The organism is Acinetobacter sp. 778_lipA (assembly GCF_058242985.1).
The window spans coordinates 3,450,601-3,475,479 of record NZ_JBZAYT010000001.1 but is presented as its reverse complement, the minus strand read 5'-3'; the positions used below and the strand labels follow the sequence as shown (position 1 = coordinate 3,475,479).

26 protein-coding genes and 1 pseudogene are annotated in these 24,879 nt (G+C 38.3%); all 27 read left to right on the top strand.

Annotated features, from left to right (window positions below):
• Positions 1-23 precede the first annotated feature (23 nt).
• The 27 genes and pseudogenes from AC4CUY_RS16345 (at position 24) to AC4CUY_RS16215 (ending at position 24,858) form a co-directional block, all read left to right on the top strand.
• Positions 24-287 (top strand): hypothetical protein, encoded by a 264-nt coding sequence (locus tag AC4CUY_RS16345; protein ID WP_490774450.1) that lies wholly within the window; start codon positions 24-26, stop codon positions 285-287.
• 449 nt (positions 288-736) lie between these two features.
• Positions 737-1,123: a hypothetical protein gene (locus AC4CUY_RS16340; RefSeq protein WP_419329079.1), complete on the top strand. Its 387-nt coding sequence runs from the start codon at positions 737-739 to the stop codon at positions 1,121-1,123.
• Between the two features lie 303 nt (positions 1,124-1,426).
• The gene (locus AC4CUY_RS16335; RefSeq protein WP_490774449.1) at positions 1,427-1,846 is read left to right on the top strand and encodes a terminase small subunit; all 420 of its coding nucleotides are present in this window, start codon (positions 1,427-1,429) and stop codon (positions 1,844-1,846) included.
• 12 nt (positions 1,847-1,858) lie between these two features.
• Positions 1,859-3,358: a terminase gene (locus AC4CUY_RS16330; protein WP_490774448.1), complete on the top strand. Its 1,500-nt coding sequence runs from the start codon at positions 1,859-1,861 to the stop codon at positions 3,356-3,358.
• Positions 3,355-4,830: a DUF4055 domain-containing protein gene (locus AC4CUY_RS16325; RefSeq protein ID WP_490774447.1), complete on the top strand. Its 1,476-nt coding sequence runs from the start codon at positions 3,355-3,357 to the stop codon at positions 4,828-4,830. The genes AC4CUY_RS16330 and AC4CUY_RS16325 overlap by 4 nt, the downstream gene beginning before the upstream one ends.
• Positions 4,796-5,896 (top strand): annotated as a pseudogene (locus AC4CUY_RS16320) (phage head morphogenesis protein); the annotation flags it as partial. The gene AC4CUY_RS16325 and the pseudogene AC4CUY_RS16320, both read left to right, overlap by 35 nt.
• 587 nt (positions 5,897-6,483) lie before the next feature.
• Positions 6,484-6,693, top strand: coding sequence for a hypothetical protein (locus AC4CUY_RS16315; RefSeq protein WP_303578025.1), 210 nt, complete (start codon positions 6,484-6,486; stop codon positions 6,691-6,693).
• A gap of 108 nt (positions 6,694-6,801) precedes the next feature.
• Positions 6,802-7,578, top strand: a complete 777-nt coding sequence (locus AC4CUY_RS16310) for a DUF6651 domain-containing protein (RefSeq protein ID WP_303578024.1) — start codon at positions 6,802-6,804, stop codon at positions 7,576-7,578.
• A gap of 16 nt (positions 7,579-7,594) precedes the next feature.
• A complete protein-coding gene (locus tag AC4CUY_RS16305) occupies positions 7,595-8,731 on the top strand; it encodes a major capsid protein (RefSeq protein WP_490774446.1) in 1,137 nt (378 codons plus the stop codon).
• A gap of 42 nt (positions 8,732-8,773) precedes the next feature.
• Positions 8,774-9,112: a hypothetical protein gene (locus AC4CUY_RS16300; protein WP_490774445.1), complete on the top strand. Its 339-nt coding sequence runs from the start codon at positions 8,774-8,776 to the stop codon at positions 9,110-9,112.
• A 7-nt stretch (positions 9,113-9,119) separates the two neighbouring features.
• On the top strand, positions 9,120-9,494 hold the full coding sequence (locus AC4CUY_RS16295; RefSeq protein ID WP_490774444.1) for a hypothetical protein: 375 nt from the start codon (positions 9,120-9,122) through the stop codon (positions 9,492-9,494).
• Positions 9,491-9,856, top strand: a complete 366-nt coding sequence (locus AC4CUY_RS16290; protein WP_490774443.1) for a glutamate 5-kinase — start codon at positions 9,491-9,493, stop codon at positions 9,854-9,856. Before AC4CUY_RS16295 ends, AC4CUY_RS16290 begins: the two co-directional genes overlap by 4 nt.
• A gap of 29 nt (positions 9,857-9,885) precedes the next feature.
• Positions 9,886-10,536, top strand: coding sequence for a hypothetical protein (locus AC4CUY_RS16285; protein ID WP_490774442.1), 651 nt, complete (start codon positions 9,886-9,888; stop codon positions 10,534-10,536).
• A 56-nt stretch (positions 10,537-10,592) separates the two neighbouring features.
• On the top strand, positions 10,593-10,973 hold the full coding sequence (locus AC4CUY_RS16280) for a hypothetical protein (RefSeq protein WP_490774441.1): 381 nt from the start codon (positions 10,593-10,595) through the stop codon (positions 10,971-10,973).
• Positions 10,970-11,380 (top strand): hypothetical protein, encoded by a 411-nt coding sequence (locus tag AC4CUY_RS16275; RefSeq protein WP_490774440.1) that lies wholly within the window; start codon positions 10,970-10,972, stop codon positions 11,378-11,380. Before AC4CUY_RS16280 ends, AC4CUY_RS16275 begins: the two co-directional genes overlap by 4 nt.
• Before the next feature lies 1 nt (position 11,381).
• Positions 11,382-11,753 carry a hypothetical protein gene (locus AC4CUY_RS16270; protein ID WP_490774439.1) on the top strand — a complete coding sequence of 124 codons (372 nt, stop codon included), beginning with the start codon at positions 11,382-11,384 and terminating at the stop codon, positions 11,751-11,753.
• 292 nt (positions 11,754-12,045) lie between these two features.
• Complete coding sequence (locus AC4CUY_RS16265; protein ID WP_434278967.1) at positions 12,046-12,570, top strand: antA/AntB antirepressor family protein; 525 nt, start codon at positions 12,046-12,048, stop codon at positions 12,568-12,570.
• Positions 12,571-12,648: 78 nt separating this feature from the next.
• Positions 12,649-13,563: a phage tail tube protein gene (locus AC4CUY_RS16260; RefSeq protein ID WP_490774438.1), complete on the top strand. Its 915-nt coding sequence runs from the start codon at positions 12,649-12,651 to the stop codon at positions 13,561-13,563.
• Between the two features lie 2 nt (positions 13,564-13,565).
• Positions 13,566-14,051 (top strand): phage-derived protein YdaY family protein, encoded by a 486-nt coding sequence (locus tag AC4CUY_RS16255; RefSeq protein ID WP_154129854.1) that lies wholly within the window; start codon positions 13,566-13,568, stop codon positions 14,049-14,051.
• A gap of 277 nt (positions 14,052-14,328) precedes the next feature.
• Complete coding sequence (locus AC4CUY_RS16250) at positions 14,329-14,673, top strand: phage tail protein (RefSeq protein ID WP_287839110.1); 345 nt, start codon at positions 14,329-14,331, stop codon at positions 14,671-14,673.
• A gap of 58 nt (positions 14,674-14,731) precedes the next feature.
• Positions 14,732-15,064 carry a hypothetical protein gene (locus tag AC4CUY_RS16245; RefSeq protein WP_490774437.1) on the top strand — a complete coding sequence of 111 codons (333 nt, stop codon included), beginning with the start codon at positions 14,732-14,734 and terminating at the stop codon, positions 15,062-15,064.
• The gene (locus tag AC4CUY_RS16240) at positions 15,051-15,818 is read left to right on the top strand and encodes a phage minor tail protein L (RefSeq protein ID WP_490774436.1); all 768 of its coding nucleotides are present in this window, start codon (positions 15,051-15,053) and stop codon (positions 15,816-15,818) included. The genes AC4CUY_RS16245 and AC4CUY_RS16240 overlap by 14 nt, the downstream gene beginning before the upstream one ends.
• A 2-nt stretch (positions 15,819-15,820) precedes the next feature.
• On the top strand, positions 15,821-16,564 hold the full coding sequence (locus AC4CUY_RS16235; protein ID WP_490774435.1) for a C40 family peptidase: 744 nt from the start codon (positions 15,821-15,823) through the stop codon (positions 16,562-16,564).
• Complete coding sequence (locus AC4CUY_RS16230; RefSeq protein ID WP_490774434.1) at positions 16,557-17,186, top strand: tail assembly protein; 630 nt, start codon at positions 16,557-16,559, stop codon at positions 17,184-17,186. The genes AC4CUY_RS16235 and AC4CUY_RS16230 overlap by 8 nt, the downstream gene beginning before the upstream one ends.
• A gap of 49 nt (positions 17,187-17,235) precedes the next feature.
• Entirely contained in the window at positions 17,236-23,679 is a 6,444-nt protein-coding gene (locus tag AC4CUY_RS16225) for a TipJ family phage tail tip protein (RefSeq protein WP_490774433.1), read from the top strand.
• Positions 23,676-24,041 (top strand): hypothetical protein, encoded by a 366-nt coding sequence (locus AC4CUY_RS16220; RefSeq protein WP_490774432.1) that lies wholly within the window; start codon positions 23,676-23,678, stop codon positions 24,039-24,041. Before AC4CUY_RS16225 ends, AC4CUY_RS16220 begins: the two co-directional genes overlap by 4 nt.
• Positions 24,034-24,858 carry a hypothetical protein gene (locus AC4CUY_RS16215; RefSeq protein WP_490774431.1) on the top strand — a complete coding sequence of 275 codons (825 nt, stop codon included), beginning with the start codon at positions 24,034-24,036 and terminating at the stop codon, positions 24,856-24,858. The genes AC4CUY_RS16220 and AC4CUY_RS16215 overlap by 8 nt, the downstream gene beginning before the upstream one ends.
• Positions 24,859-24,879: the final 21 nt, after the last annotated feature.

Sequence of the window (24,879 nt, the reverse complement as noted above, 5' to 3'; positions counted from 1 at the left end):
GAATTAGAGAGGCTATTGATTGTATGAAATATATATTTTTCTTAGCAATAATAGTGTCACTACTCATAATTATCTATAAACCTAGTATTCCTCCAGAAAATAAAAAGACTAAAGAATTTCCTAGACTAGGGACAGTACTAACGGAATGTCAGGGCATAGACCCACCTAAAGAGCTAGATAAGAAAAAGTATTACGATTATTGTAAATGCGTTAAGAATCCTGTTGATGCACGTAACAAGGAAGAAAAAGAGAAAAGTTGTATTGAAGATTTAAGAAGCCTAAATTAATCGGGCTTTTTATTTGCCAAAATCTTTGACATTTTGGGTTAATAAATGGAGATCATCAAACAAATCTTCTGCCAACACGTTTAGGAATAATCAGATTTCTTTATGGTGAGAAAGTTCGGGAAAGTGACTGATGCCACATAAATTCAATAAATAGTAAATTTGAACTAAATTGTTCTACAAGGTAGTAAACACAAAATTGAATAAATGTTAAAAAATACTATAGGTTGATTGTTGTGTTCCTGATCCCCTCTGAACAAGAATGTCTTAATTAATCTTAAAACCCCTTCCAAGGGGTTTTTTAATACCTAGAGGAAAGTGGGATGAAAAACCAACACCAAAATTCAAGCACTTCCGTGAACTTTGTAAAAAGAAAAACATTTTTTAGTTGAGAATGTTCAGACTAAAATATAAAGTAAAAAAGAATTTGATTAATAATAAGCGACATAATTATGAAATTTATAATTTTATTAACAAGTATTGCTTTTTTCGTCTCAGGTTGTGTTAACTCCCCAACAGGAACTTTACCAGGGAGTAGTAATAGAGTAGCCACGATTAGCGATAAAATGAGTAAAAGAGTAGGGCAATCAGAAATCACTTTAGTGAGTGAATTAGGTCCACCTGATTATAACTATACTGCTTCAAATGGTTCAAAAATTATATCTTATGAAGTGGATTGGGGTATTGGAGCAAACTCACCACTTTGTGTAATGAAGTATTTAATCGAAAATGGTATTGTAACTAAATGGGGTAATAAAGGTTGTCCAAAACGTTTCACTCTTAAAAACCAAGAACTTATTCCAAATTCGATACCAATTCCGAAACCAACACTTAATTAAATATTAATAACCTCCTTCGGGAGGTTTTTTATTGGGCTAGGAAAGTAATGCAGAAAAAATAAAAGCCCGTAAATTGGGCTTTTAATAAAGATTTCACAGTTACCGTGATTCTTTTTAGGGTGGCGTCCTTCGTTCTTTCGATTGACTACAGACTGGTTACTGCTTCTGTCAATAGGAGTGTAAATACACTTTCCTAACGGCAGGAACCCTGTGCATTGAATCATCAAGCCATCGGGAAGTCCTTGCTCCTGCATTAACAATTATAAATTTTGAATTGAATTTAATCAATTGGGAGATTCCTTTATGGAAGATATTGAGCTTCCGAAAGGGAGTGAGCCACTAGCAAATCAACAGCATGAAAACTTAGCCCAAGCCTATGTTGAGACTGCGAGTAAAAAGAAAGCAGGGGAAAAGGCAGGCTATACAGATAAATCAAACGCATTTCGAGCCATTTTAAGACCAGATGTTCAAGATAGAATTAAGTTTTTACAAGAAGAACGGGCTGATGAACTGGGTTTAGACTCTTATTATGTACTGAGTAAGTTAAAGGACAATTTGGAAGCCAGCATGAGTGGTGCAGAGCCGAACCGTGCAGCAGCTAACAAGGCAATTGAAATGCTTGGTAAACATCTTGGTACGTTTGTTGGAAAGATAGAACACTCAGGCACTATAGAAATTCAATCTCTTTCCGATTTGATGGATGAATTAAGCAAAGGGGATTAATAAGGAGGGCATATGCTTAAACCTGAGCATAAAGCAAAACTTGTTGATCAGCACTGGCGATTAAATAACCTCTACTACATCACTAATAAAAAAGGTAAACAATTCAAATTCAAGATGACTCTTGAGCAACTTGAATACTTTGAAAACGAGTGGTCAAGAAACATTATCTTAAAAGCAAGGCAGCTTGGGTTTACAACAGAAGTTTGTATTATTCAATTAGATGCTGCTTTATTCATGTCTGATAAATGTGCATTGATTGCACATACCTTACATGATGCTAAGCGCTTGTTTCGCGAGAAAGTTAAATATGCTTATGAGAAATTACCTCACCCTTTAAGAGCTGCAAATCCACTTCTTATCGAAACAAAAGAAGAATTGGTATTTAAGAAGGGTGGATCTGTCACTGTTAGTACGTCATTTCGGGGCGGTACATTAAAACGCCTGCATATTTCTGAGTTTGGTAAAATTTGCGCCAAATATCCAGATAAAGCCCGTGAAATTGTCACTGGTGCGTTTGAAGCAGTAAGTGTTGATGGAAAAATCACGCTTGAATCAACAGCTGAAGGTAAGGCAGGTTATTTTTATGATTACTGCCAAGAAGCTGAAAAACTTCAATTACAAGGCAGAACATTAGGAATCTTGGACTGGAAATTCTTTTTTTTCTCTTGGTGGAAAAATGGTGAATATGCCTTACCAGTTGCTGGAGAAATACCGCAGCGCCTAAAAGACTATTTTGCTGAGTTAAAGGCAAAATACAATATAAACACCTCACCAGAACAACAACAGTGGTACTGGCAAAAAGAGAAAACGCTTGGTGATGACATCAAGCGAGAATATCCAAGCATTCCTTCTGAGGCATTTCAGCAATCAGTTGAAGGCGCATATTACAAGAAGCAATTTAAATTCTTATATGCAAATGGCCGAGTTGGAGAATTACCAAGTAATGATCATTTGCCCGTAATGACCTTTTGGGATTTGGGCGTTTCGGACTCAATGGCAATTTGGTTTATCAGGAAAATTTCTGATGAATGTTATCAAGTCATTGATTACTACGAAAACTCGGGTGAAGGCTTAAGACATTACTTTAAAGTGCTGAAAGATAGAGGCTACTCATATTCAAAACACTACGCACCACACGACATTAAAAACCGTTCTTTAACAGGTGATGCTAAATCTCGTCTAGATATCGCTAAAGAAGGTTATGAAATCGATGGTGAAATCTATTCCGTTCGATTTGAAGTAGTGGAAAGCATAGGTGTGATGGATGGTATCGAACAGACTCGTGAGATCCTTAAATACTGTGAGTTTGATGAAACCAAGTGTGAAGAAGGTATTTCTCATTTAGAAAACTATCGTAAAGAGTGGGATGACAAAAAAGGGTGTTGGAAAGATAAACCTCTGCATGATCATACCTCTCATGGTGCTGATGCATTCCGCATGTTTGGTGTAGCGATGAATAAACCAAAACCAGTAACTACTCTCGATATACCAATTTTTGGAAGAAGAAGATGACAGGTGTAACTTCAAAGCATCCCGAATATATTAAAAACATCGATACCTGGAATAAAGTTGATGATGTTTGTGATGGTCAGGATGCAATTAAGAAAAAGGGTAAAACATATTTACCAGTGCCTGTCACTTTTGGTGATGGGGATGAAGATCGTTATAAAGAGTATTTAGATCGAGCGGTTTTCTATGGTGCGACTGGTCGAACTTTAATTAGTCATATTGGCTCAGCATTTAATAAGTTGCCTGATTTTAAAAGACCTGATGAGCTTGAGTATTTAGAGCGAAATGCAGATGGTGCTGGACGATCTATTTATCAAAGTTCACAACAAATGCTGCGATTGATTTTTAAGCATTATCGTTGTGGAATTTATGTTGATTTCCCACAAGTTGAGCCTAGTCGAAATAGGGCTGAAGATAAGCAAAAGAATGCATTTCCAATGATTCACACATTGAAAGCTCAATCCGTTATTAATTGGGATTTCATCATTGTGGGAAATCAGAAAAAACTATCTTTGGTCGTGATTGAAGAGAATATTTCAAAGCTTGATGATGATGGATTTGGTCGTACAAGTGATACCCAGTACCGTGTTTTGAGATTACACAAAGGTCAGGATGATTTTGTTTATTCAGTACAGCTTTATGAGCGGAATGAAAAACAAATTTTTGAAGCTGGACAGCTTTATTACCCTACGGATTATCACGGTAAGCATTGGAACTATATTCCATTTACATTTTGTGGTGCGATAGATAATACAGACGAAATTAATAATCCGCCGTTGCTTGAATTAGCTGATCTAAATCTTGCTCATTATCGTAATTCTGCAGATGTTGAAGAATCAGGATTTATTGTTGGGCAGCCCATTGTTTCAATGCCGAATATCACACCTGATCAATATGAAATCATTAAAAAGGACAAGTTAGCGATTGGTGCTAGGAATGGTTTTCCAACTAAGGTTGAGGTTGCTCAAGCGAGTGAAAACAACTTGGCCAAGCAATTAATGACTGATAAATGGCTACAAATGAAAGAAATGGGTGCTCGCTTAATTGAGGTGGGGTCTGCTAATAAAACTGCGACACAAGCAGATAATGAGGACTCTTTACAGCATTCAGTTGTTTCACTGGCAGTGTCTAATATCAGCGAAGCATTACAAATGGCGTTACGTTGGTGTGCAAAATTTGCATTGCCTAATCACGATATAAAGCCTGATGAACTGACCTATGTTATTTCTCAAGATTTCAATAAGCAAAAATACAGTGTGGAACGTTCAAAACTGATTTTAGAGATGGTCCAAGGTGATCTTCTGCCTCCTGAAATTCTTTATCAATATGAGCAAACTGGAACATTCTCAGATGCAAAATGGGAAGAGATAGAAAAGAAGATTGAAGAATATCGGATGAGTAAGCCACTAGCTGGTTATCAGCCATATCAAGGTGTAGATGATGAAAGATCAACTGATAGAGCAAGCAATACTTGATGCCTTAAATCAACATAATTCTTATCTTCAGCGTCTTTCCTCTACCTCGATCAATGAAATCTTAAAAAGTTTCGATGCTTTATCTATCCAAGCGTTAAATAAGCTTCGCGACTTGCTCGATGATTTAAATGAAGCTGAGAAGACTAGTTTAGCTAGTGCTAAATACTCTACTTCGTCATTGAAAGAAATTCAGGGAGTCATGGCAGGTTGGCAGCAGTCAATTTCTACTGTTCTTCCTGAAATTCTTGATATTTCGATGATTGCTTTGGCTTCGTATGAATCGGCATATATTTATAAGTTGGCTGGTAAAAAAGTACCCAAGATTAATGGAGCTGATTTACTCAAAAAATCAAAGAAAACTCCTTATGCGGGTGGTCAATTATTAGATTATATTTTCCCTACCGTTGCTGAGAGTATTCGAAAGAAAGTTGAATATGTTATTCGTGATGGTGTGAATTTAGGTCAGACAAATCAACAAATTATTCAAAGAATAAAAGGTACTAAAAAGCTAAATTATGCAGATGGATTGCTTAATCAATCACGAAATGCAATTGATGCTGAATTGCGTACAGCCCGAGCACATTTAAGCAATGATGTTTATTTGCAGACGTGGTTGGCTTTAGGATTTGAATATACAAGAGATGTCGCAACTTTAGATGGTCGAACAAGTTTCGGATGTGCTGTAAAAGATGGCCGTGTCCAATTGGTTGGTGTTGGCCATCAAAAACCTCCTTATCACCGCCGTTGTAGAACTGTTCAGGTCGGTTGTGAGAAAGATGGAACGTTGGAGGGTTTGCGACCGTTTGTTGCAGATAAACGCTCAGTTAAAAATATTCCCAAGGATCAGCGAGATGGAAAGATTGGACAAGTTGATGCGAATACAACCTATAAAGATTGGTTTAATCGGCAAGATGAGTCTTTTCAAAAAGAATGGTTAGGTCCTGTTAAATACAAGCTCTATAAAGAGGGTGGATTTCCAATTGATAAGTTTGTAGATCCACTGTCTGGTCAAAAATTCACTTTAGATGAATTGCGCAAGTTGGATGAAAAAGGCTTTGAGTCAGTGTTTAAATTTTCAAAAACTGGCAAGAGTTTTAAACAGCCTCAAAATGAACCAAGTTTTTATGATTTACCTAACAAAACACAAAAGCCTGACGTTTCAACACCTGCGAGAAAGAAAGCTGTTGCTTTTGAGGAAGAATTTAGAGAAAGCAGAAAGGAGTATGGGATATTTATTAGCAATGATGGTGAAAAATCTTATCCATTATCTGGAGACATTAATAAAGTTAACGTCCCTAGTGAGCTATGGGATAAGGTAGTCGGAACAACATTCACACATAATCACCCAGGTGGCTCTAATTTCTCTGTTGATGATATTATTACTGCTGCTGAATTAAACTTAGCTGAAGTTAGAGCTGTTACTCAGCATATGCGCTTTATTATGTCTAAAGGTGAATCTAATAAATTATGGCCAAGTGAGAGTGAAATTAGACAAGCATTAAAAGAGTTAAATCCGAAAGCACTAGATTTAACTAGAAATATGATTAATAGTGATAGGATTAATTCAAGATATGCACAATCTGAGTTAGAACATCAATTGTGGATGTTGACTGCACAAAAACTTGGGCTTAAATATAAAAGAGAGAAAAGCTAATGGAAGAAGATCTAGAGCTTGAAAGACTCCGGTTTGAAAAGATAATGCTCGAAAAATTTGGGATTACACCTGATCAAATTATTCATACTAAAGATGTAGAGGCTTCAGGAGAGAAATATCTAACTTTTGATGGTCCGAATGCTGTTAAATATTGGAATGATCTGAAAGAACTTTGTGAAAAAGAGTTTGGTCCTCAAGAAACCAACTAGCATATTTATTTTAATACAAGCACCCAAAAGGGTGCTTTTTTATTGCCTGCCAAAAGTGGAAACGATTGGTGAAACGAGCGGAAGCTTAATTAAAAATGGTGGAAACCTATGAAACTCAAAACGATTCAAATCGAAAATAAGACCTACGCAGAAGTGAATGAAGAAGGTAAACCTTTATACCTCCATGAAGATGGAACAGAGATTGCCTTTGATGCACCACATGCGATTGCAAAAATTAATGAACTCGGATCAGAAGCAAAAAATCATCGAATTGCCAAAGAACAAGCGGAAGCAAGTTTAAAAACATTTGAAGGTTTAGATGCAGAAAAAGCCCGCAATGCTTTAAATACCATCAAAAACTTTGATGATAAAAAGTTGATTGATGCAGGTGAAGCAGAACGGGTACGAACTGAAGCAATTGATTCAGTAAAACAAACTTATGAAACACAACTTGGTCAAATCACAACTGAACGTGATGCATTTCAGCAGCAATTACATAATGAATTGATCGGTGGTGGATTTGCTCGTTCTAAGTTTATTCAAGAAAAAGTTGCTGTTCCTATTGATATGGTTCAAGCCATGTTTGGCCAAAGCTTCAAGGTCGAAGATGGCAAACCTGTCGCATATGACGGCAAAGGTCAAAAAATTTATTCCCGCACAAATCATGGTGATGAAGCTGCTTTTGATGAGGCTTTAGAAATCTTAATTGGTGGATACCAACACAAAGATTCCATTTTAAAAGGTTCACAAGCAGGTGGTGGTGGTTTTTCAGGTCAAGGCGGACAAGGGGGTGGCAAGGCGATGTCACGTCAAAGCTTTGAACAGTTAGCACCACCAGAAAAACAGTCATTTATGAAAGATGGCGGACAAATTACAGAAAATTAATTTTGGAGATTAGCGAATGTCTAATAATTTAAATGGCTTATTGCCAACGCTTTATGCAGCACTTGATATTGTTTCTCGTGAGATTACTGGATTTATTCCAGCAGTTACACGTGATACAGGTATTGAACGCGCTGCAGTTGGTGATGATGTCAAAATTCCAGTAACAACCGTTGCAGAAGCACAAGATACTAAACCAGGTGTGCATGCACCAGATGCAGGTGATGGCACTGTAGATAATATCGTGGCTAAAATTACCAAGTCACGAAATGTACCTATTCGTTGGAATGGTGAAGAAACCCGTTCACTACAGAATGCGGGAACTTTTGCAGCAATTCAAACCGATCGTTTTGCTCAAGCTATGCGAACGCTAGTGAATGAAATCGAACGAGATTGTTGGCTGGAAGCTTATAAAAATGCATCAATTGCATATGGTACTGCAGGACAAACGCCGTTCAGTACTGCAGCTGATATGACTGATTTTGCTGGAACGTTAGGTATCTTAGAAAACAATGGTGCTCCTCGTAATGACCTGCAATTAGTTTTAGGTCATGCAGCAATTGGTAATTTGCGCGGTAAGCAAGCAGGATTATTTAAAGTCAATGAAGCTGGTCGTGATGACATGCTACGAAATGGTATGACTGATCGTATTATGAACTTTGCGATTCGTCACTCTCATGCTGTAGGTGTACATGCTAAAGGGACTGGTGCTGGATATCTTGTAAATGGAGTTCCATTAGCTGGTGATAAGTCGATTGAGGTAAACACAGGAACTGGAACAATTCTCGGTGGGGATATTGTGACTTTTGCAGGTGATGGGACTCAATATGTATCTGGTGGTTTAGCCGGTTCTAATTTAATTCTCAATCATGGATTAGCTTTAGTCCCAGCTGATAAAGCTGCTGTTAGTGTTGGAAACAATTATGTACCAAACCTAGCATTTTCACGATCAGCAATTGCATTAGCAACACGTACTCCAGCTTTACCAGAAGGTGGGGATAGTGCAGATGATCGTACGCAAATTGTAGATCCTGTTACTGGATTGGCATTTGAAATTGCGGTTTATCGCCAATACAAACAAGTTGTCTATGAAGTCAGTTTGGCGTGGGGTGTCAAAGCTATTGCACCGCGACATATCGGACTACTTTTAGGTTAACCAAAAGGGCGAGAAATCGCCCTTATTTTTTGGAAAATAAAAATGACTTTATTAAATACAGTCCAAATCAAAGATGGTGATGGATATCGTGTAATCAATGAATCTGATTTTATTCATGGACAACACGAACTCTATGGTGATTCTAAATTATCGAATTTGTCCAACCAAGCTTCAGGTGTTGGCTCAAGTTTAGAATACAAGAAACGACTAGAAGAAGCTGAGATCAAATTAAAGGATTGTCTAGAACAGCTTCAAAATTCTCAAGGTGAATTTACTGCATTCCAAAATAACATCGATGCAATGAAAGCACGTATTGCTGAATTGGAAGTTAATTCTAATAAAACGGACAAAGAAGAACCGAAAACTACAAAAGCTAAATAGGTGAGTTATGAGCTTTATCACTGTTGATGACGCAAATCGTAAATTGGGTAATGACTTTGCACCAGATGGTGATAAAGCTCGTCTTGTTTTACTGGCAAATACTTGGATGAAAAATGAAATTGGTTTTGTTCCAGAACCATTTGATCCACTTTTAATCGATGCTGCTTGTGAAATTGTTAAAGGTATCAAAGCTGGTGTGATTTACGCTGGTACTTCTCGTCAAACAACAAGTGAACGAGTAAAGGCCGATACAGTTGAAGTTGAAGAGTCATTTGTAGAGGGTAGTCGTGAAATTTCAGAATTTGAGCAGATTGCAAAAGCATTTATAAATTCGCTGGATCTAAAACCCAAGGGATTCACATTCAAGGTGTATCGCGGATGAGAGATAAGATTCAATCTAAAGTGGCAAAAGCCTTTAATACTAAGCTTGCAGATGCCATCACCACTTTCACATGTTCTAAAGAAATCCAATCTGGTGATTTCGACTTTGAAACGCAGACTTATCCAGTAGTGACTGTTGAGCAATACTCTGGACGTGGTGTATTTGGTTCATACAAGCGAGATTTGGTAAAGCCTATCGATTATCAAGTAGAGGATGTAAAAGCCATGGTGCTTCAAAATGAAGTTGATGGTGTACCTCAGATTGATGATGTTTGGGAATCTTCAAATGGTAGTTTTAAAGTTTTAAATGTTGGTGAGGATCCAAGTGAAAGTATTTGGGTTTGCCAGTTGAGGAAAGTTTAGTATCATCCTCCTACGGGTAAGGGGGATATATGAGTAAGAAAACTTTACAGCAAAAAATAAATTGTGTGAAATGGTCAGCGGCCATATTTGCAATTGGATATTTTTTAATTGGTGTATGCTTAACAAAAACAGGTTCAAATTTGGATACTAAAAAGGCATACGATTTATTGACAACTTCTTTGACTTTGACTGCATATTTTTTAGGTCCAATTGCAGCCTTTCTTCTTTTTAGTGATTGGCGAGAGCAACATAACAAATCCGTTAATGCAAACTTCTTCTTAAAAATATATGAAGGATATTTTGAGTATAGATTCAAAATTAATCTAGTGATGTCTAGAATTAATAAGTTACTAAGTGACGGTTATACTACTAATGATCTGAAATCAGCTCTTAGTATTTTTAATGATGCATCCGATAGGATGATTCAGATAATGTCAGATATTTGTGAAGTTGTAAGTAGGGAAGATTATGAGCGTGATTTTTTTCCACTAATAACAGACTTACAAAGTAAATTTAAAACAATTGAAAATTTAATAAAGCTTTTAATCGATTTAGATGGAAGTATTGATAAGGAATTACAGATTTGTTCATTAAAAGAACAGTTTTCTGGGAGAGATGAAAATTTATACAAGCATATGAAAAGTTTTCTTTTTCACGCTAGGGAATACTACAAGGCATAATTAAACTACATAATTAGTATTAAACCCACCTTGGTGGGTTTTTTAATAGGTGTAATATGAGTTGGAGAGGATTAAGACCATCACATTTCACACTCCAAGTATTACGTGATGGCTCAGAACTACAAAGAAAAATCACAGCTGCAATGCTTCAAGGAGTAATCCTTAGAAGTCCCGTTGATACAGGGGCTTTTAGAGGCAACAATCGAGTTTCAATTGGCAGTGTGGATTACACCAAAGACTTTCAGAAAAAAGATACAACAGGCACCACAACCATTGCAGATGGGATGGCTAAAATACTAAGTGTTCAATTGGGTATGCGAGTTTTTATTAGTAATAATCTGCCTTACGCAATCGCTCTAGAGAATGGACATTCTGGGCAAGCACCACTAGGAATTTATTCAATCACATTTCAGTCAGTTACGAGTAGATATAAATGATGACTTTATCAGAGGCTGAATTGGCGATATACAAGCGAATAGGTCAATTTAGTGGTGTGGAAAAAACAAATCTTCGTATTGAAAATCAGAAAACTCCAGATGGTAAACCATTTGATCCACCATCAAATAAACTTTGGTGCAAAGTTTATATTCAGTATGGAGATAGTTTGATTGCAGGTATTGGAAATGGACCCTGTATTCGAGATATAGGCACTATTTCAATCCAATGCTTTGCACCAAAGAATTCAGGCACGATTGAAATGACAACGCTGTGCGTTCAATGGCGAAAGTTCTTACAATCCTTTGGTGTTTCATTTCTTGAAGTCTATAACGTCCATGCGCCACAAGATATGGATGATGATAATTTTTACGCTAAGATAGTTAGAGCTGAATTTAGAGTGAATTGAGATGAAAGGTATAAATAAAAAATCTCTACTATTGTCATTTATATTGGTTTCACCCATAACGTTTGCTGAAAATAAAGCAAATGAACTCGAAGATATTCTTCAGAAAGATGAGGGTGATCATTGCTTTGTACTGGCAAATAGAGCATTTTCAATAATGGGCCTGAGGCAAGATGGGAAAAAGATAAGAGAGCTTCAAAATCAACTTCACTCTATAGATGAAAAATATAATAAAAATGAAATTAACGAACTTATTCAAAAAGCATATAAAGAGCCAATCAACTCAAATGTAATGGGGAAAATGGTTGTAATGTCGAATTTTATGAGCGACATTGAGCAAGAATGCATGCAGCGAAATTCAAATAATAGCGAATAATTTTTATAAATTGTTTAATTCAAATATTAAAGCCGAGCTTACTCAGTTCGGCTTTTTTAATGAATTTAAGTTATTGAATTTATTAGACCACCCCCTGTAGGTGTAACGTTACCTATTGACAAAGATTTAAAGTTTAACAAGCGAAGCCGATTTAACAAGTCGGCTTTTTTAATGCCTGAAATATGGCATCCAAGCCGACTAGGGTAGCTCCTGAAAGGAAGATGGTCATTTCGACTACTCATTGCATCTTCTTGTTGGCTTTCTTTTATTTATGAGTGGTCGGAGCATAACAATGAATGCGATTGTAAAAATTGAAGGTAAAAGTCCATTTATCGAAGTGGAACTTAATGGAAAAATTCAACTTGGCGTAAATGCCCGTGATTTGCACAAAATGCTAGAAGTCAAAGCGGAGTTTTCTCATTGGATTAAACGACGAATTAACCAATGCAAATTTGAAGAAAATTTTGATTATACGGTTTTCGTCAAAAAAGACGAAAACCTAAAAGGTGGTCGTCCAACAACTGAATACATTATTTCTGTAGATATGACAAAGCATCTTGGAATGATGGAACGAAATGAAAAGGGTTTTGAAATCCGCAAGTTTTACATTGAGCAAGAAGAATTAGCACGCAATACATTAAATGGCATCCAAATTGAAATTGGAAAATTATCTTTGATTGCTGATCAGTGGAAAGAAACCTTATCCAATGCAGGAAGAATTCTAAGCGTTGGAGGAAAACAAATTAGACCACAGATACTGAAAAAATTAGACGAGCTTATTGAACATGCTCAACCAAGTTTAAAACTAGAGGGTTAGATTTCAAATCCAACCCCTTAATTAATCAATCCACCTCCTTAACGGAGGTTTTTTTACGCCTAAATTAAGGAGAACTTAATGAGTTCTGGAGCTAAACAATTAACCCGAATTGGTTTTGAAGCATCACCTGGTGTGATTGCAACAACCTGGAATACATTTGCATTTACCACTAATGGTTTAGATGCATCAGCACAAACCACCGAATCACAAACGATAAAAGATTCACGAATTGCAGCTGGTACTTTAGTGACTGGTGTTGAAGTGCAAGGCGATATTGAATCTGAATGGGCTTTTGGCATTCAAGATGGAGTCTTAGAGCTAATTGCCTTCAATGCTTGGAATAGCAACGTTTTAACATTTGGTGGTACTACTCGAAGAACGCTTTCGATTATTCGCGGCTTTAGTGATATCGATAACTTCCAAGTTTTCACTGGTTGCCACATTAACCAATGGACTTTATCAATTCCTGATAGTGGCATTGTGACTTCTAAATTTGCAATTATGGGAATGAAGCGCACAGCTTATGAGGTTGCACCGACTGGTACCGTAACACCTGCAGTGGATGCTGTTCCATTAACAAGTCTATCCACTGGTGACATCCTTATTGATGGCGAAAAGAAACCAGGAATGTGCATCACTCAGATTGAATTAACCATTGATAATACAATGCAAATTCAAAAGTGCTTAGACTACGAAAATAACATTGCCGCAATCTTAGAAACCATTATGAAAGGCAGTGGTAACTTTACAATTGCATGGTCCAAAAACACTGCAGAACTTTATGAAAAACAATTCTTAAATGAGCCGATCGGCCTTGAATATTCATTGAAAGATACTGCAGGTAATAAATACACGCTCAAACTACCTAAGGTACAAGTATCTGCGCCTTTGCCAAGTGGTGGTGCTGGTGATGTATTAACTACCCAATTCTCGTTCACAGTCGCGGATGTTGCACCGACTCTTACACGTATTCCTGTAGTTGCGGGGCCTTAATCATGTTAATTGAAATCGAAGAACAGAAGTCCATTGAATACGTTCAAGAATGGTTTGATTTTAAAGATGGCGTGAAATTACTCATTGCAAGTATTGATAAGCCATCGTTTCAACGTTCACTAGAGCTCAATGGGATTCAAGCTGAGCAAGAGCTTGCAGGCATTAAAGCAGTAACAGATGAAGGAGCGGTTAAAGCAAAATTAGGTTTTAACCGTGCTGTTTCACATCTATTGTTAGGATGGGTTGGACTAGTCGGTAAGGATAAGAAGCCGATCGAATACAGCGCGCAAAATGCAGAGCTGATTTGTACAAGCTCAAAGCAATCACTTGAAATTATTGTTTTCATCATGGAAAAGGCTAAGGTGATCCATGACTCTAAGACTGAAGAGATTGCTGATGAAGTGGGAAAGTCCTCAAGCACTACGAACAAAGAAACATCAAATGGTGCGAAGAAAAAACCTCAGAAGTCTACCAAAAGCTCGGCATAAAACCACCTGAGCGGTTAGAGCCAAGTTACACCGCAAACCATATCATCAAAGCCTTTAATTTAATTTCAAAGGCTCGCCGTTTTATTGCTTTTCCTAGCGGTGGTGGATCATATGATTCACTTACACTAGCAGACATTAAGAGTTATTTTGATGTTTATGGATGTGATTTAGATCGAGCTGTTTTTGTAGAGTGTATTTTTGCGTTGGACGGGAAGTTTTTGGAAGGGTGTAAATAAATATAGAACCATCAAATGGTTATTTTTATTGGACGCAATTTATGAGCAATGAAAAATTTACATATCCATGTGATCTAGATGGAAACTCAGGCAAACAAAACTTCAATATTTTGACTTCAAAATTTGGTGATGGCTACGAACAGAATATCTCAGTAGGAATCAACAATAAAAAGGGGGAATGGCCTTACAAATTTACATCTACCAAGGAAGAGATTCTTCAAATCAAAGCTTTTTTTGATCGACATAAAGGGGCTGATTCATTTCTATGGAATTCTCCATTGGATGGTGAGGTGAGAGTTAAAACAGATACAAGCTATACACCTAGTCAAGTGGGTGGAATGATTTGGACTATTTCCACAACCTTTACCCAAGTTTTTTACCCATAAATCTAATTAACTTCACGCCCCACTCGTTGGGGCTTTTTTACTTGAAGGAACATGAAAAATGTCAAAGCAATTTACACAAATTGAAGCAAGTTTTACTGCAGCACTCATAGTCAAAATTGAAGCATCAGCCTATGAATTTGGATCAAAAATAGATTATCTGTCGATTGATTATAACAAGGCCACAGATGATGTCTTAATCGGTTTAAAAAAGGATAAAGAGCCTGATGTGAGCCGAGTCTCATTAAAAGAAGCACAATTTATAAGTTGGTTGATCCCCCATATTATTTCTTTACAGAATCGTTCGGGAGTTTCAATTCAATCGATTCAAGCCATTTATGATGCGGAAGGCTTGGATCTTGATATTGTGGTGAATGACAATGTTAAACAGTGATTTTCAAAAGCTGTATGTAGATGGATTAATCACACTATTTGAATTAGACGCCAGCGCATTAGGAGCTGGCGTTTTACGTTTCCACGGACATATTTCTTATGTAGACTGGGAAAAGATTTATTCATCGATTGGTAATGAGTCTGTCTCAACCGGTGAGGGATCTGATCCTGGTGATGAAAAAGTTTGGCAACGTAATATCATTTTTAATGGTCAGACTTTTGAGCCAATGGCGTTGCAAGTATCAGGCTTAGAAATGCGAAGTGATGGCAAGGCTTCAGCACCAACTTTAAGTATGGCCAACAATATTAAAGGTATTCAAGGTGCGGTTACTGCATATTGTTTACAGTTTGGTGATTTTGCTGGTGCGAAAATCAAAGTCATTACCACATTAGCCAAATATCTTGATGCTGAAAACTTTAGTGCTGGTAATGCTACGGCTAATCCAAGTGAGAAGCGCGAGCAGATTTGGTTCATTGAACAAAAGACTTCTGAAAATGCTCAGCAAGTGACGTTTGAACTTTCTAATCCCGTGGATTTTGAAGGGCTAAAAATCCCTACACGGCAAATCTCAAACTACTGCAATTGGGAATATCGAAGTGAAGAGTGTGGATATATCGGATCTGCAATGTTTACTGAAAAAGATGAATCAACAGACAATCCAGCTTTAGATCGATGTAACTACCGAACATCAGGCTGTCGTTGCCGAGAGAATGAGCTTCATTTTGGTGGATTCCCTGCATCTTCAATGGTGTAAAAATGAAATTAAATAAAAAACTCAAAGCAGCGATTCTATCTCATGCTGAAAAATGTTTCCCCGCAGAATGTTGCGGGGTTATTGTTTCAGGTGAGTATATTCCATGCCGTAATGTCGCTGAAAATGGTCAGTTTCAAATTCATCATGAAGACTTGGCGAATGCTGAAGATCACGGTGAGATTCAAGCTTATGTACATTCACATCCAAATGCTACAGCACGTGCTTCTGATTTAGATTTATTGCAAATTGAACTTCATGAAATGCCATGGGTGATCTGTGCTTGGCCCGAAGTAGATTTTCAAGTCTATAAGCCATGTGGCTATAAAGCACCACTCATTGGTCGTGATTACCATCATGGATATCAAGATTGCTATTCAATTATTCGTGATTTTTATAACCGTGAGCTAGGTGTTCAGTTGATTGATTTTGAACGTAAAAATGATTGGTGGGGTGATAAAAATCACAAATCCCTTTATCTAGAAAACCTAGACGCAGCTGGATTTTATGAAGTCAGTGAACCTCAGTATGGTGACATGTTGGTGTGTAATGTTGGCCGTACAGAACACCCGAATCATGCTGTGATTTGGTTGGGTGATTACTGGCAATTAAAGTCAGAAGAAAGCACAAGTTGTTTTGGTGGACCATTAATCCTACATCATCCTTATGGTCGAAAGTCAGTGCGTGAAATCTTTGGGCAACAATGGCAAGAGCGTGTTGTCAAAATTGTGAGGCATAAGAATGCTTAAAACGATCAAATTATATGGCGTACTCGGAAAGAAGTTTGGTAAGGAATTTAAGCTTGCTGTTGAAAGCACCCGTGAAGCTGTAAAAGCACTATCAGTCCAAGTGCCCGGCTTTGAACAATTCATGCTAACCGCTCATGAACAAGGACTTACCTTTGCTGTTTTTCAAGATGATGAAAATATCAGTGAGGATCAGATTGATTTTGAGACTGGTGCCAAAGTTATCAAGATTGTGCCTAAAGTCATTGGGGCTGGGGGGAATGGTGGTGTTTTACAACTTGTACTTGGGGCGGTTTTGATTGTTGCTGGTTTTTGGACTGGCGGTGCAACTTCCAATTTAGGCATAGCATTAATTGGTGCTGGCGCTGGAATGGTTGTAGGCGGTATTGCACAGATGCTTACACCCAAGGTTGACGCACAAGATCAAAATCAAGACGGAAACAGGGCAAATAAGGGATTTGGTGGAGCAGTCACCACAATCTCACAAGGCAATCCAGTTCCGATTCTGTATGGTCAGCGCGAAGTCGGTGGATTCATTGTAAATGCTGGTCAATTTGCAGTAGATACTTTTAGTTCGGCAGATGCTGGTTTTACCGGTGGTGGCAGCAGCGGTGGGAAGAAATAATTTAAGAATATAAGCGCATTAAGCGCTTTTTTATTGTGTGGGAAAAAGTATGCTTAAAACAGTAAAAGGCGCAAAAGGCGGTAGCAAAAACCAAAGACAACCAAAAGTTGAAAATGATACAACCGCTTCAAAAACCTATGCACGTTTACAGTATGGCATGAGTGAGGGCGAAGTTGAGGGCTTAGCAAATGGCTTTAAGTCAATCTTCCTGGATGACACACCAGTTGAAAACGATAGTGGTGCAAGAAATTTTCAAGATGTCACTCTAGATTTTCGCTCAGGTACCAATGATCAGGCATACATGGAAGGTTTTGAAAGCATTGCTTCTGAAACTGCTGTGGGTGTTGAACTTAAAAGTGATACGCCTTGGGTTAAAGGGATTACCAATCTTAATCTCGATGCCGTGATTGTAAGAGTGCGCTTTGGGGCTTTAAAACAGCAAGACCCAAGTAATGGCGATGTCTCAGGTATTGTTATTGATTACTCGATTGAAGTGCAGACTGATGGGGGATCATGGGAGTTAATGCTTGATACTCAAATGTCAGGAAAAACTTCAGCAAATTATGAACGTACCCATCGTATCGGTTTGCCTAAAGCCAATAATAGTTGGTTGATTCGCGTCTTACGTAAAACACCGAGTTCAAGCTCTGAATATGTCAGCGATAAGATGTATATTCAAGCCATTACTGAAGTTGTGGATCTTAAGCTTGCTTACCCAAATACTGCATTGATTGGCGTGCAATATGATGCTGAAACATTCTCGAATATTGCCAAAATTGCTGTTGATCTAAAGGGTGTAAAGATCAAAGTACCAAACAACTATGATCCAGTAAGTAGAACATACATCGGGATATGGGATGGTCTATTTAAGCGTGCTTATAGTAATAATCCAGCTTGGATTTACTACGATTTATGCACCAATAAGCGATACGCACTTGGCAACCGTTTAACCGAGCAAATGATTGATAAATGGTCTTTATATCGTTTAGCCCAATATTGTGATCAGCTGGTACCGAATGGTAAAGGCGGTCAAGAGCCACGGTTCACTTGTAATGTGTATATTCAAAGTGCCGAATCTGCTTTCGATATTTTAAGCAAACTTGCAGGTTTATTTCGTGCAATCAGTTATTGGGATGGTGCATCGATCGTATGTGAGGCTGATGTACCTCAAGATGCTATTTTTACATACACATCTGCCAATATTATTGATGGTGTTCTTGGTATCAATTACACCGGTACGCGTGCACGTGATCGGCATAATGCAGTTAAAGTTGCTTGGGATAATCCGCAAAATCGCTATAAGACTGAATATGTTTTTGTACGTGATGAAAAATCAATTGCAGAGGCTAAAGCGGTACGTTTATTAGAATTAGAGGCATGGGGCTGTACATCAGAAGGACAAGCACAACGTACTGGCCAATGGGCTTTAAAAACAGAACAACTTGAAACTCGAACTGTCACATTTAAAGTTGGGTTAGATGGCTATATTCCATTACCAGGTAAAGTGATTGAACTTGCTGATGAGTTGTTAGCTGGTCGTGCAAATGGTGGGCGTATTTCTTCAGTCAGTGCTGATTTAAAACAAATCACCTTAGATCGTGATGATGTGGTGTGCCGAGCTGGGGACCGTCTAGTTGTTAATGGAGAGAATGGAAAGGCACAAGCACGAGTTGTATCAAGTATAGCTGGTCGAGTTGTTACTGTAGTATCAGCATTTGATAGTGTTGCCCCACAAAATGTATGGGTGATTGATGCACAAGATTTAGCGACGATGAAATTTCGTGTAGTTTCGATCTCACAAGATGAGCCACACCAATTTACCATTACTGCATTACAACATGCTGATTCTAAATTTAATGCCATTGATCATGGTGCATTTATTGATGATCGCCCAATCTCTATCATCAATCCTACAACTCAAGATCCTGTTGAATCAGTCAGCATTTCCAGTGAGCAAATGGTTCAGCAAGGAATGTCAGTTGAAACCATGGTGATCAGTTGGCCACAAGCCAAAGGTGCAACCAAGTATCAAGTTGAATGGCGTAAAGATAATGGTACCTGGTTAAAGCTACCAATAACTGGAAATAATTCGGCAGAGATAGCTGGTATCTACGCAGGTAAATATGAAGCGCGAGTTGTTGCGATTAGTGCTTTTGATATTTCATCTTTACCAACCTATTCAATTTTGACTGAATTAAAAGGAAAGCAGGGCAAACCACCTAAAGTGGCGTTTATCCAAGCAACTGGTATTTTATTTGGTATGAAACTGGATTGGAGTTATCCAGCAAATGCTTTGGATACTGCTTATGTAGAAATTCAGGTCTCACCAAATGGTAAATCTAACATTGCAACATTAGGCTCTTTTGCTTATCCAACCTCAACCACAGTAATCCAAGGACTACAGCCAAATCTAACTCAATTTTATCAAGCACGTTTGATCGATAGAATCGGGAATGTTGGTGACTGGTCCGACTGGACAAATAGTACAACAACAACTGATGCGAAAGATGTACTTGAATTACTTGATGGCCAGATTACAGATAGTCAGCTAAATCAAGATTTGATTAGTCGCATTGAAGTGGGTTCAGAGGCAAAAGACTTAGTTGTAGAAGTAAATAAAATTGCAACTGCTACTTCTTTACAAGTCGATAAGTTAACGAACGAGCTTACAGCAGAAACAGCGCAGCGGAGAGATGATACCAAAGCATTGAATGATGCTTTAACTCAGGAAACAGTACAGCGTAGAGAGGGTATCAAAGCACTGAATGATGGTTTAACTCAGGAAATTACACGAAGTAAAGATGCTGATAAGTCACAGATTGAAACTCTGGACAACTACAAAGCTTCAATAGATGGTTCACTATCTAATGTCCAAACTAGTATCAGTACCATTGCAACGGCAACTGAAGCCAACACTTCCAAGCTGACTGCATTAGATTCAGTGATTGACGGTAAAGCTGATGCGTCGGTAGTACAAAATCTAAAAAATGATGTAGTGACTATAGGAGATCAAGTTAATACTCAAAGTAGTATTATCACTGGATTACAAAATACTGTAGTGAATAAGGCTGATGCATCAATAGTACAAAATCTAAAAAATGATGTAGTGACTATAGGAGATCAGGTTAATTCACAAAGTAATATCCTCACTGGTTTACAAAATACTCTAGCAGGTAAAGCCGATGCTTCTGCTTTAACAGCGCTTGACTCTAAGATATCAACTATTGATGGCAACGTTACATCACAAGGGCAAGCGATTACCGCTCTTGAAAACTCGATTGCTGGCAAGGCTGATGCTTCTGCTGTCAATCAGTTGAAGACTACAGTTGAGCAACAGGGCAGTACTATTTCATCACAAGGTCTAGCAATCACAAAGGTTGAGGCTAAAGTTGAAAATATCGCTATAGGTTCTGAGAATTTAATTGATGAGGCTGGGGTTTGGTCTACAGGTCTCGCTACTGGTGGAGATGTAGCGACCCTATCCTCAGATTTAAGTGTCTTGTATGTCTGGTCTGGTGGTACATCTAACTATGTTACAGGTATGTTAGCTGGAGATAAGATCGAGAGAGTTGATGAAAATTGCAACACTGATGACGATGTAATTTTCTCTGTTGAGATTTTGATCGAGAGCGGTAGTGTACCTAATCCACCGCTATTGTATTGGAAAGATTCTATGAACTATCTTCCACTGCAATTAGCTAAGGGGCAGGTACAAAGGTATGATATTTGGCAAAGATACTACCACACAAGAAAGTATGTTAAAGGGGGGCTTGCTCCACACTTTAGCTTCCCATACCAAGGTGTTTACCGATTCAGAAGACCTATCATCGAACGTGGCAACATCCCAACAGCTTGGAACATCTCTGATACCGATTTTGCTACTGCAAGAGCTGTTCAAACATTGGATGCTAAAGTTACGACAATCGGTGACAAGACAAATGCTAACGCAGAGGCAATCACTGATTTAAGAACTTCTGTAAGCAACAAAGCTGATTCTTCTGTATTGAACTCTTTGAAGTCAACTGTTGAACAGCAGGGTAATACGCTTACTTCACAAGGTCAGGCTATAACCTCTGTTTCAGCCCAAGCTGGTGAGACAGCAAATAAGGTTGGTCTCACAAGAAATTGGTCTATTTTCACCTTTAGGAATGGTGACAGCCAACATGAAAAGCGTGGATTGTATAACGCTCTTGGGGAATGGACTCAAAGTATTGGTCGTGGACTTAACTTATATGAGTTTAATAGACTTGGTGATTTAATTAAGTATAGTAATTTTGATACTTACGCATCTTGGGATGCTTGTCAAAACATGGCTGATGCAATAGGACTGATGCCATACGGTAACTTCTTTGCTATTGCTGGATGTGACAATGTTGGTAACGTTGGGTGGGACGAGGATCAACGAGTCGTAAACCTAAGAAATGTGCTTATTAACTGTGGTTTCAGGTTGGAAGACCTTAGAAACTGGACAGGTAATAGAATGCCAATTGCCATTACAAGAAGAAGTGCAACTGTTGGAAGCCCTGCCTATGTGTTGTTTGATTCACCACATAATATGGATTGGTTCTCGCATAGTTTCACTCTTGTTGATGGTACACCTGTTGGCTTTGGTACGAACACACAAGATCGTCAAAACACTTTTGCCAATGCTACAGCTATTTCTAAGTTAGATGCTACTGTGGTTCAACATGGTCAGGACATCTCTGCACAAGCTCAATCCATTACAGGACTTCAAAGTTCTATTGCTGGAAAAGCTGATGTAAATGCACTGAATCAGTTAGAGACAAGGGTTAATCAACAAGGGAATACAATCACAGCCCAAGGTATCGCATTGACTCAGGTTGAAGCAAACACAAACCTTGCACTGTTTGGTCGGAAATATCCTTTTGACCTTACAGGCTTAAACCCTAACACTTACTATCCAATTTTAATTCCTGTCATGTCAGAGGGAATTGGTGAGATGGCTTTTGAGATGGGGCTTGGGAGATTTAATGCACCTTGGTCTAGTCATGGTACAGGCACATTCTCTCTTGGCCTTAGGTGGACAGCTAGGGCATCTGCTTGGGGCGCACAATCAGAAGACAGACAAGTTATTAACTTTAGTTTTGCTTGGACTCAGAACAACCAATCGCCAGCAATAGGTTTAGGGCAGTTAACACACTCAAGCAATGAGTATGTTTATCTTCGTGGCGGTGCTTGGTATGAGCTGACTTGTAACCAGTTTACAGGTACTCCAAGGCTTGTAACTCAAGGTGAGTTGGTTGGGGACGAGTATATTGAACCTATAGCTTTCCAACAAAGTTTAGTGCCGATTTCTAATCAGAGTAGGTTGGATGCAACAGCAACAGCAACTACAAGGTTGGATGCTACAGTCACAAATATTGATGGGAAGGTTAATGCGAACTCACAGGCAATTACACAGGTCGGTACAACGGTTTCTGGAATCCCTACAGGATCAGGAAATTTGTTGAGAAACCCTGACTTTTCTTTAGGTGATGCGACAGGTTGGAATGCTGTATCGCACTTAAATACAATTAGTTATGGTGTTGTAAAAGAAGGTTCTCCACTATACCCAACTTATATGCCACTGTTTAAGCCTAGTAATGCTTTTGGAATAAACAGTTCAACTAACGTTGCTGGTGGCTTCATGGAGCTACAGCAGACAGGCGTTAGGGTTAAAGGTGGTACAAAGTATCAACTAAGTTGTTACGCCCAAACACACCGATGTAAGGGTACATTATTTATGTACTTCTATGATGCTAATGGCAACAACGTAGGCACAAACTTCGGTAATTGGGGTGTAAACGAGATTATTAATAGTGGTCAGGGTTCTGGAGCAAACTTAAGTGATTGGAATAGGTTGTATATAAATGGAGTTGCACCTGCTAGTTGTACAACAATGACTGTTGCCTTTAGAGGACATGAGTTCAATGGTTCAAGCCCTTGGATCATCTTGACTAGGGCGCAGTTCACTGAGATTGCACCTACAAGTAATACAGATACAACACCTGTAATTCCTTGGCAGGAGTCTACGTCTGAAAACACTGCTTTGGTCCAACAATCATTGCAGTCTATTAATGGTATCAAGGCCCAGTACACTGTGAAAACAGATGTGAATGGTTATGTTGCTGGTATTGGATTGATTAACGAGGGTTCAGGAAAGAGTCTGTTTATTATTCGTGCCGACCAGTTTGCAATTGCGGCACCAGCATCGGTAGGAAATGAAGCCAAGTATGCTTTTAATTACCAAGCAGGACCAGTGACTTTACCAAATGGGACTGTCGTTCCTGCTGGTCTTTATCTTGATAACGCTAACATTGGCTATATTTCAGCAACTAAGATTCATGCTGAAAGTTTGAGTGCTGTTAGTGCGAACTTGGGGAGGTTTGAGTCAAGGATTGCTGGTGCTGGACGTACTGTAATTCAAGGACAGTCAATTGAGATTTTTGACGAGTCGGATAGGCTTCGAGTTTTTATAGGAGTTAAAAATTGACAGCAGGACTTTTGGTTGATTACTTCGGTACCGGTGAATTGGTTAGTGCCTTTCACCCTACATTGCAAATTTGCTATATGCAAGGCTCCATTCAAGTGCCACCAATTAATTTGGACAATGGGAACAGTACAGGGCGATATAGATTTGATCTACCATCTGGATTACAAAACCCATTCTTGTACTTCGATAAGATTCACAATGCTAGTTCTTATTTTAGATATGTCTCAGGGGATACTTGGGACTTATATATCGTTGGGGATGATTATGTTGACTCTGCTGTAGGTCGGAGACATAACTGGTCAAACCCAATCAATCCAGCAGATAAGGATTACAGAATCCACTTTGGAGGGTATCGTGGCTGAGTATTTAAGAATTACCAATGACAATCAAGTGACTGTTATTGATGATAAGTACCTGATACCTAAACTGCTAGGTAGATGGAGTTTTTCTATTGATACAGTTCTTCCAGTGCCACCAAATATTAAGCAGATTAGATTCTTCAGACCGTACTGGAAATTTCAAGGTGGTATGGTTTTTAAGAGGGCAAACACACTAAGAGAGCTTGGTTTCGATTACGATACTACTGTTCAAAATGCCAACATGATCTCTAACAAGATTATGGTGTTTGGTAGGTCTATCGGCTCCAATGCACCTTTTGAGGTTTTTTCTAACGTAGGGTTTACATCTAACAATGAATGTTACATCTCTGTTAGTGGAAGGTCAGACACGCAATTCCTAAATGTTGAGTTTGCTGTATATGCATTTGATGTAAAGCTGATGCCTAGTAAATTTGGTGTTCATGCTTTTTCTGAAGATGGGACATTAATTTTTGATGCTATGAGAGGAACAATGCAAAATATTGGAATTCTTGAAGGTTCATTGAATATGGGGCAGTCTGTTGCTAGGACGTATACAATCCCTACCCCAGACGGACTTGATTCCAATAATATTTTCATCTCCTTCAGGTCAAGACCACCATATTATGCTGGGTATGACTACAGTTCCAGTGGGGTAAGAATGGATGATGCTTTCTATGTACCAAGGATGACAATAAATCCAACAAATGTTGTTGTTCAATTGGTTAGGACAAGCTCTGTTGGTAAAAGTACAGCATATTCATTTGGTGGATACTTTGAGAATGTAGTTTATGTACCTCAGAAACAGGGAACATATTTATAGATGAATCTGAATATAAAACAT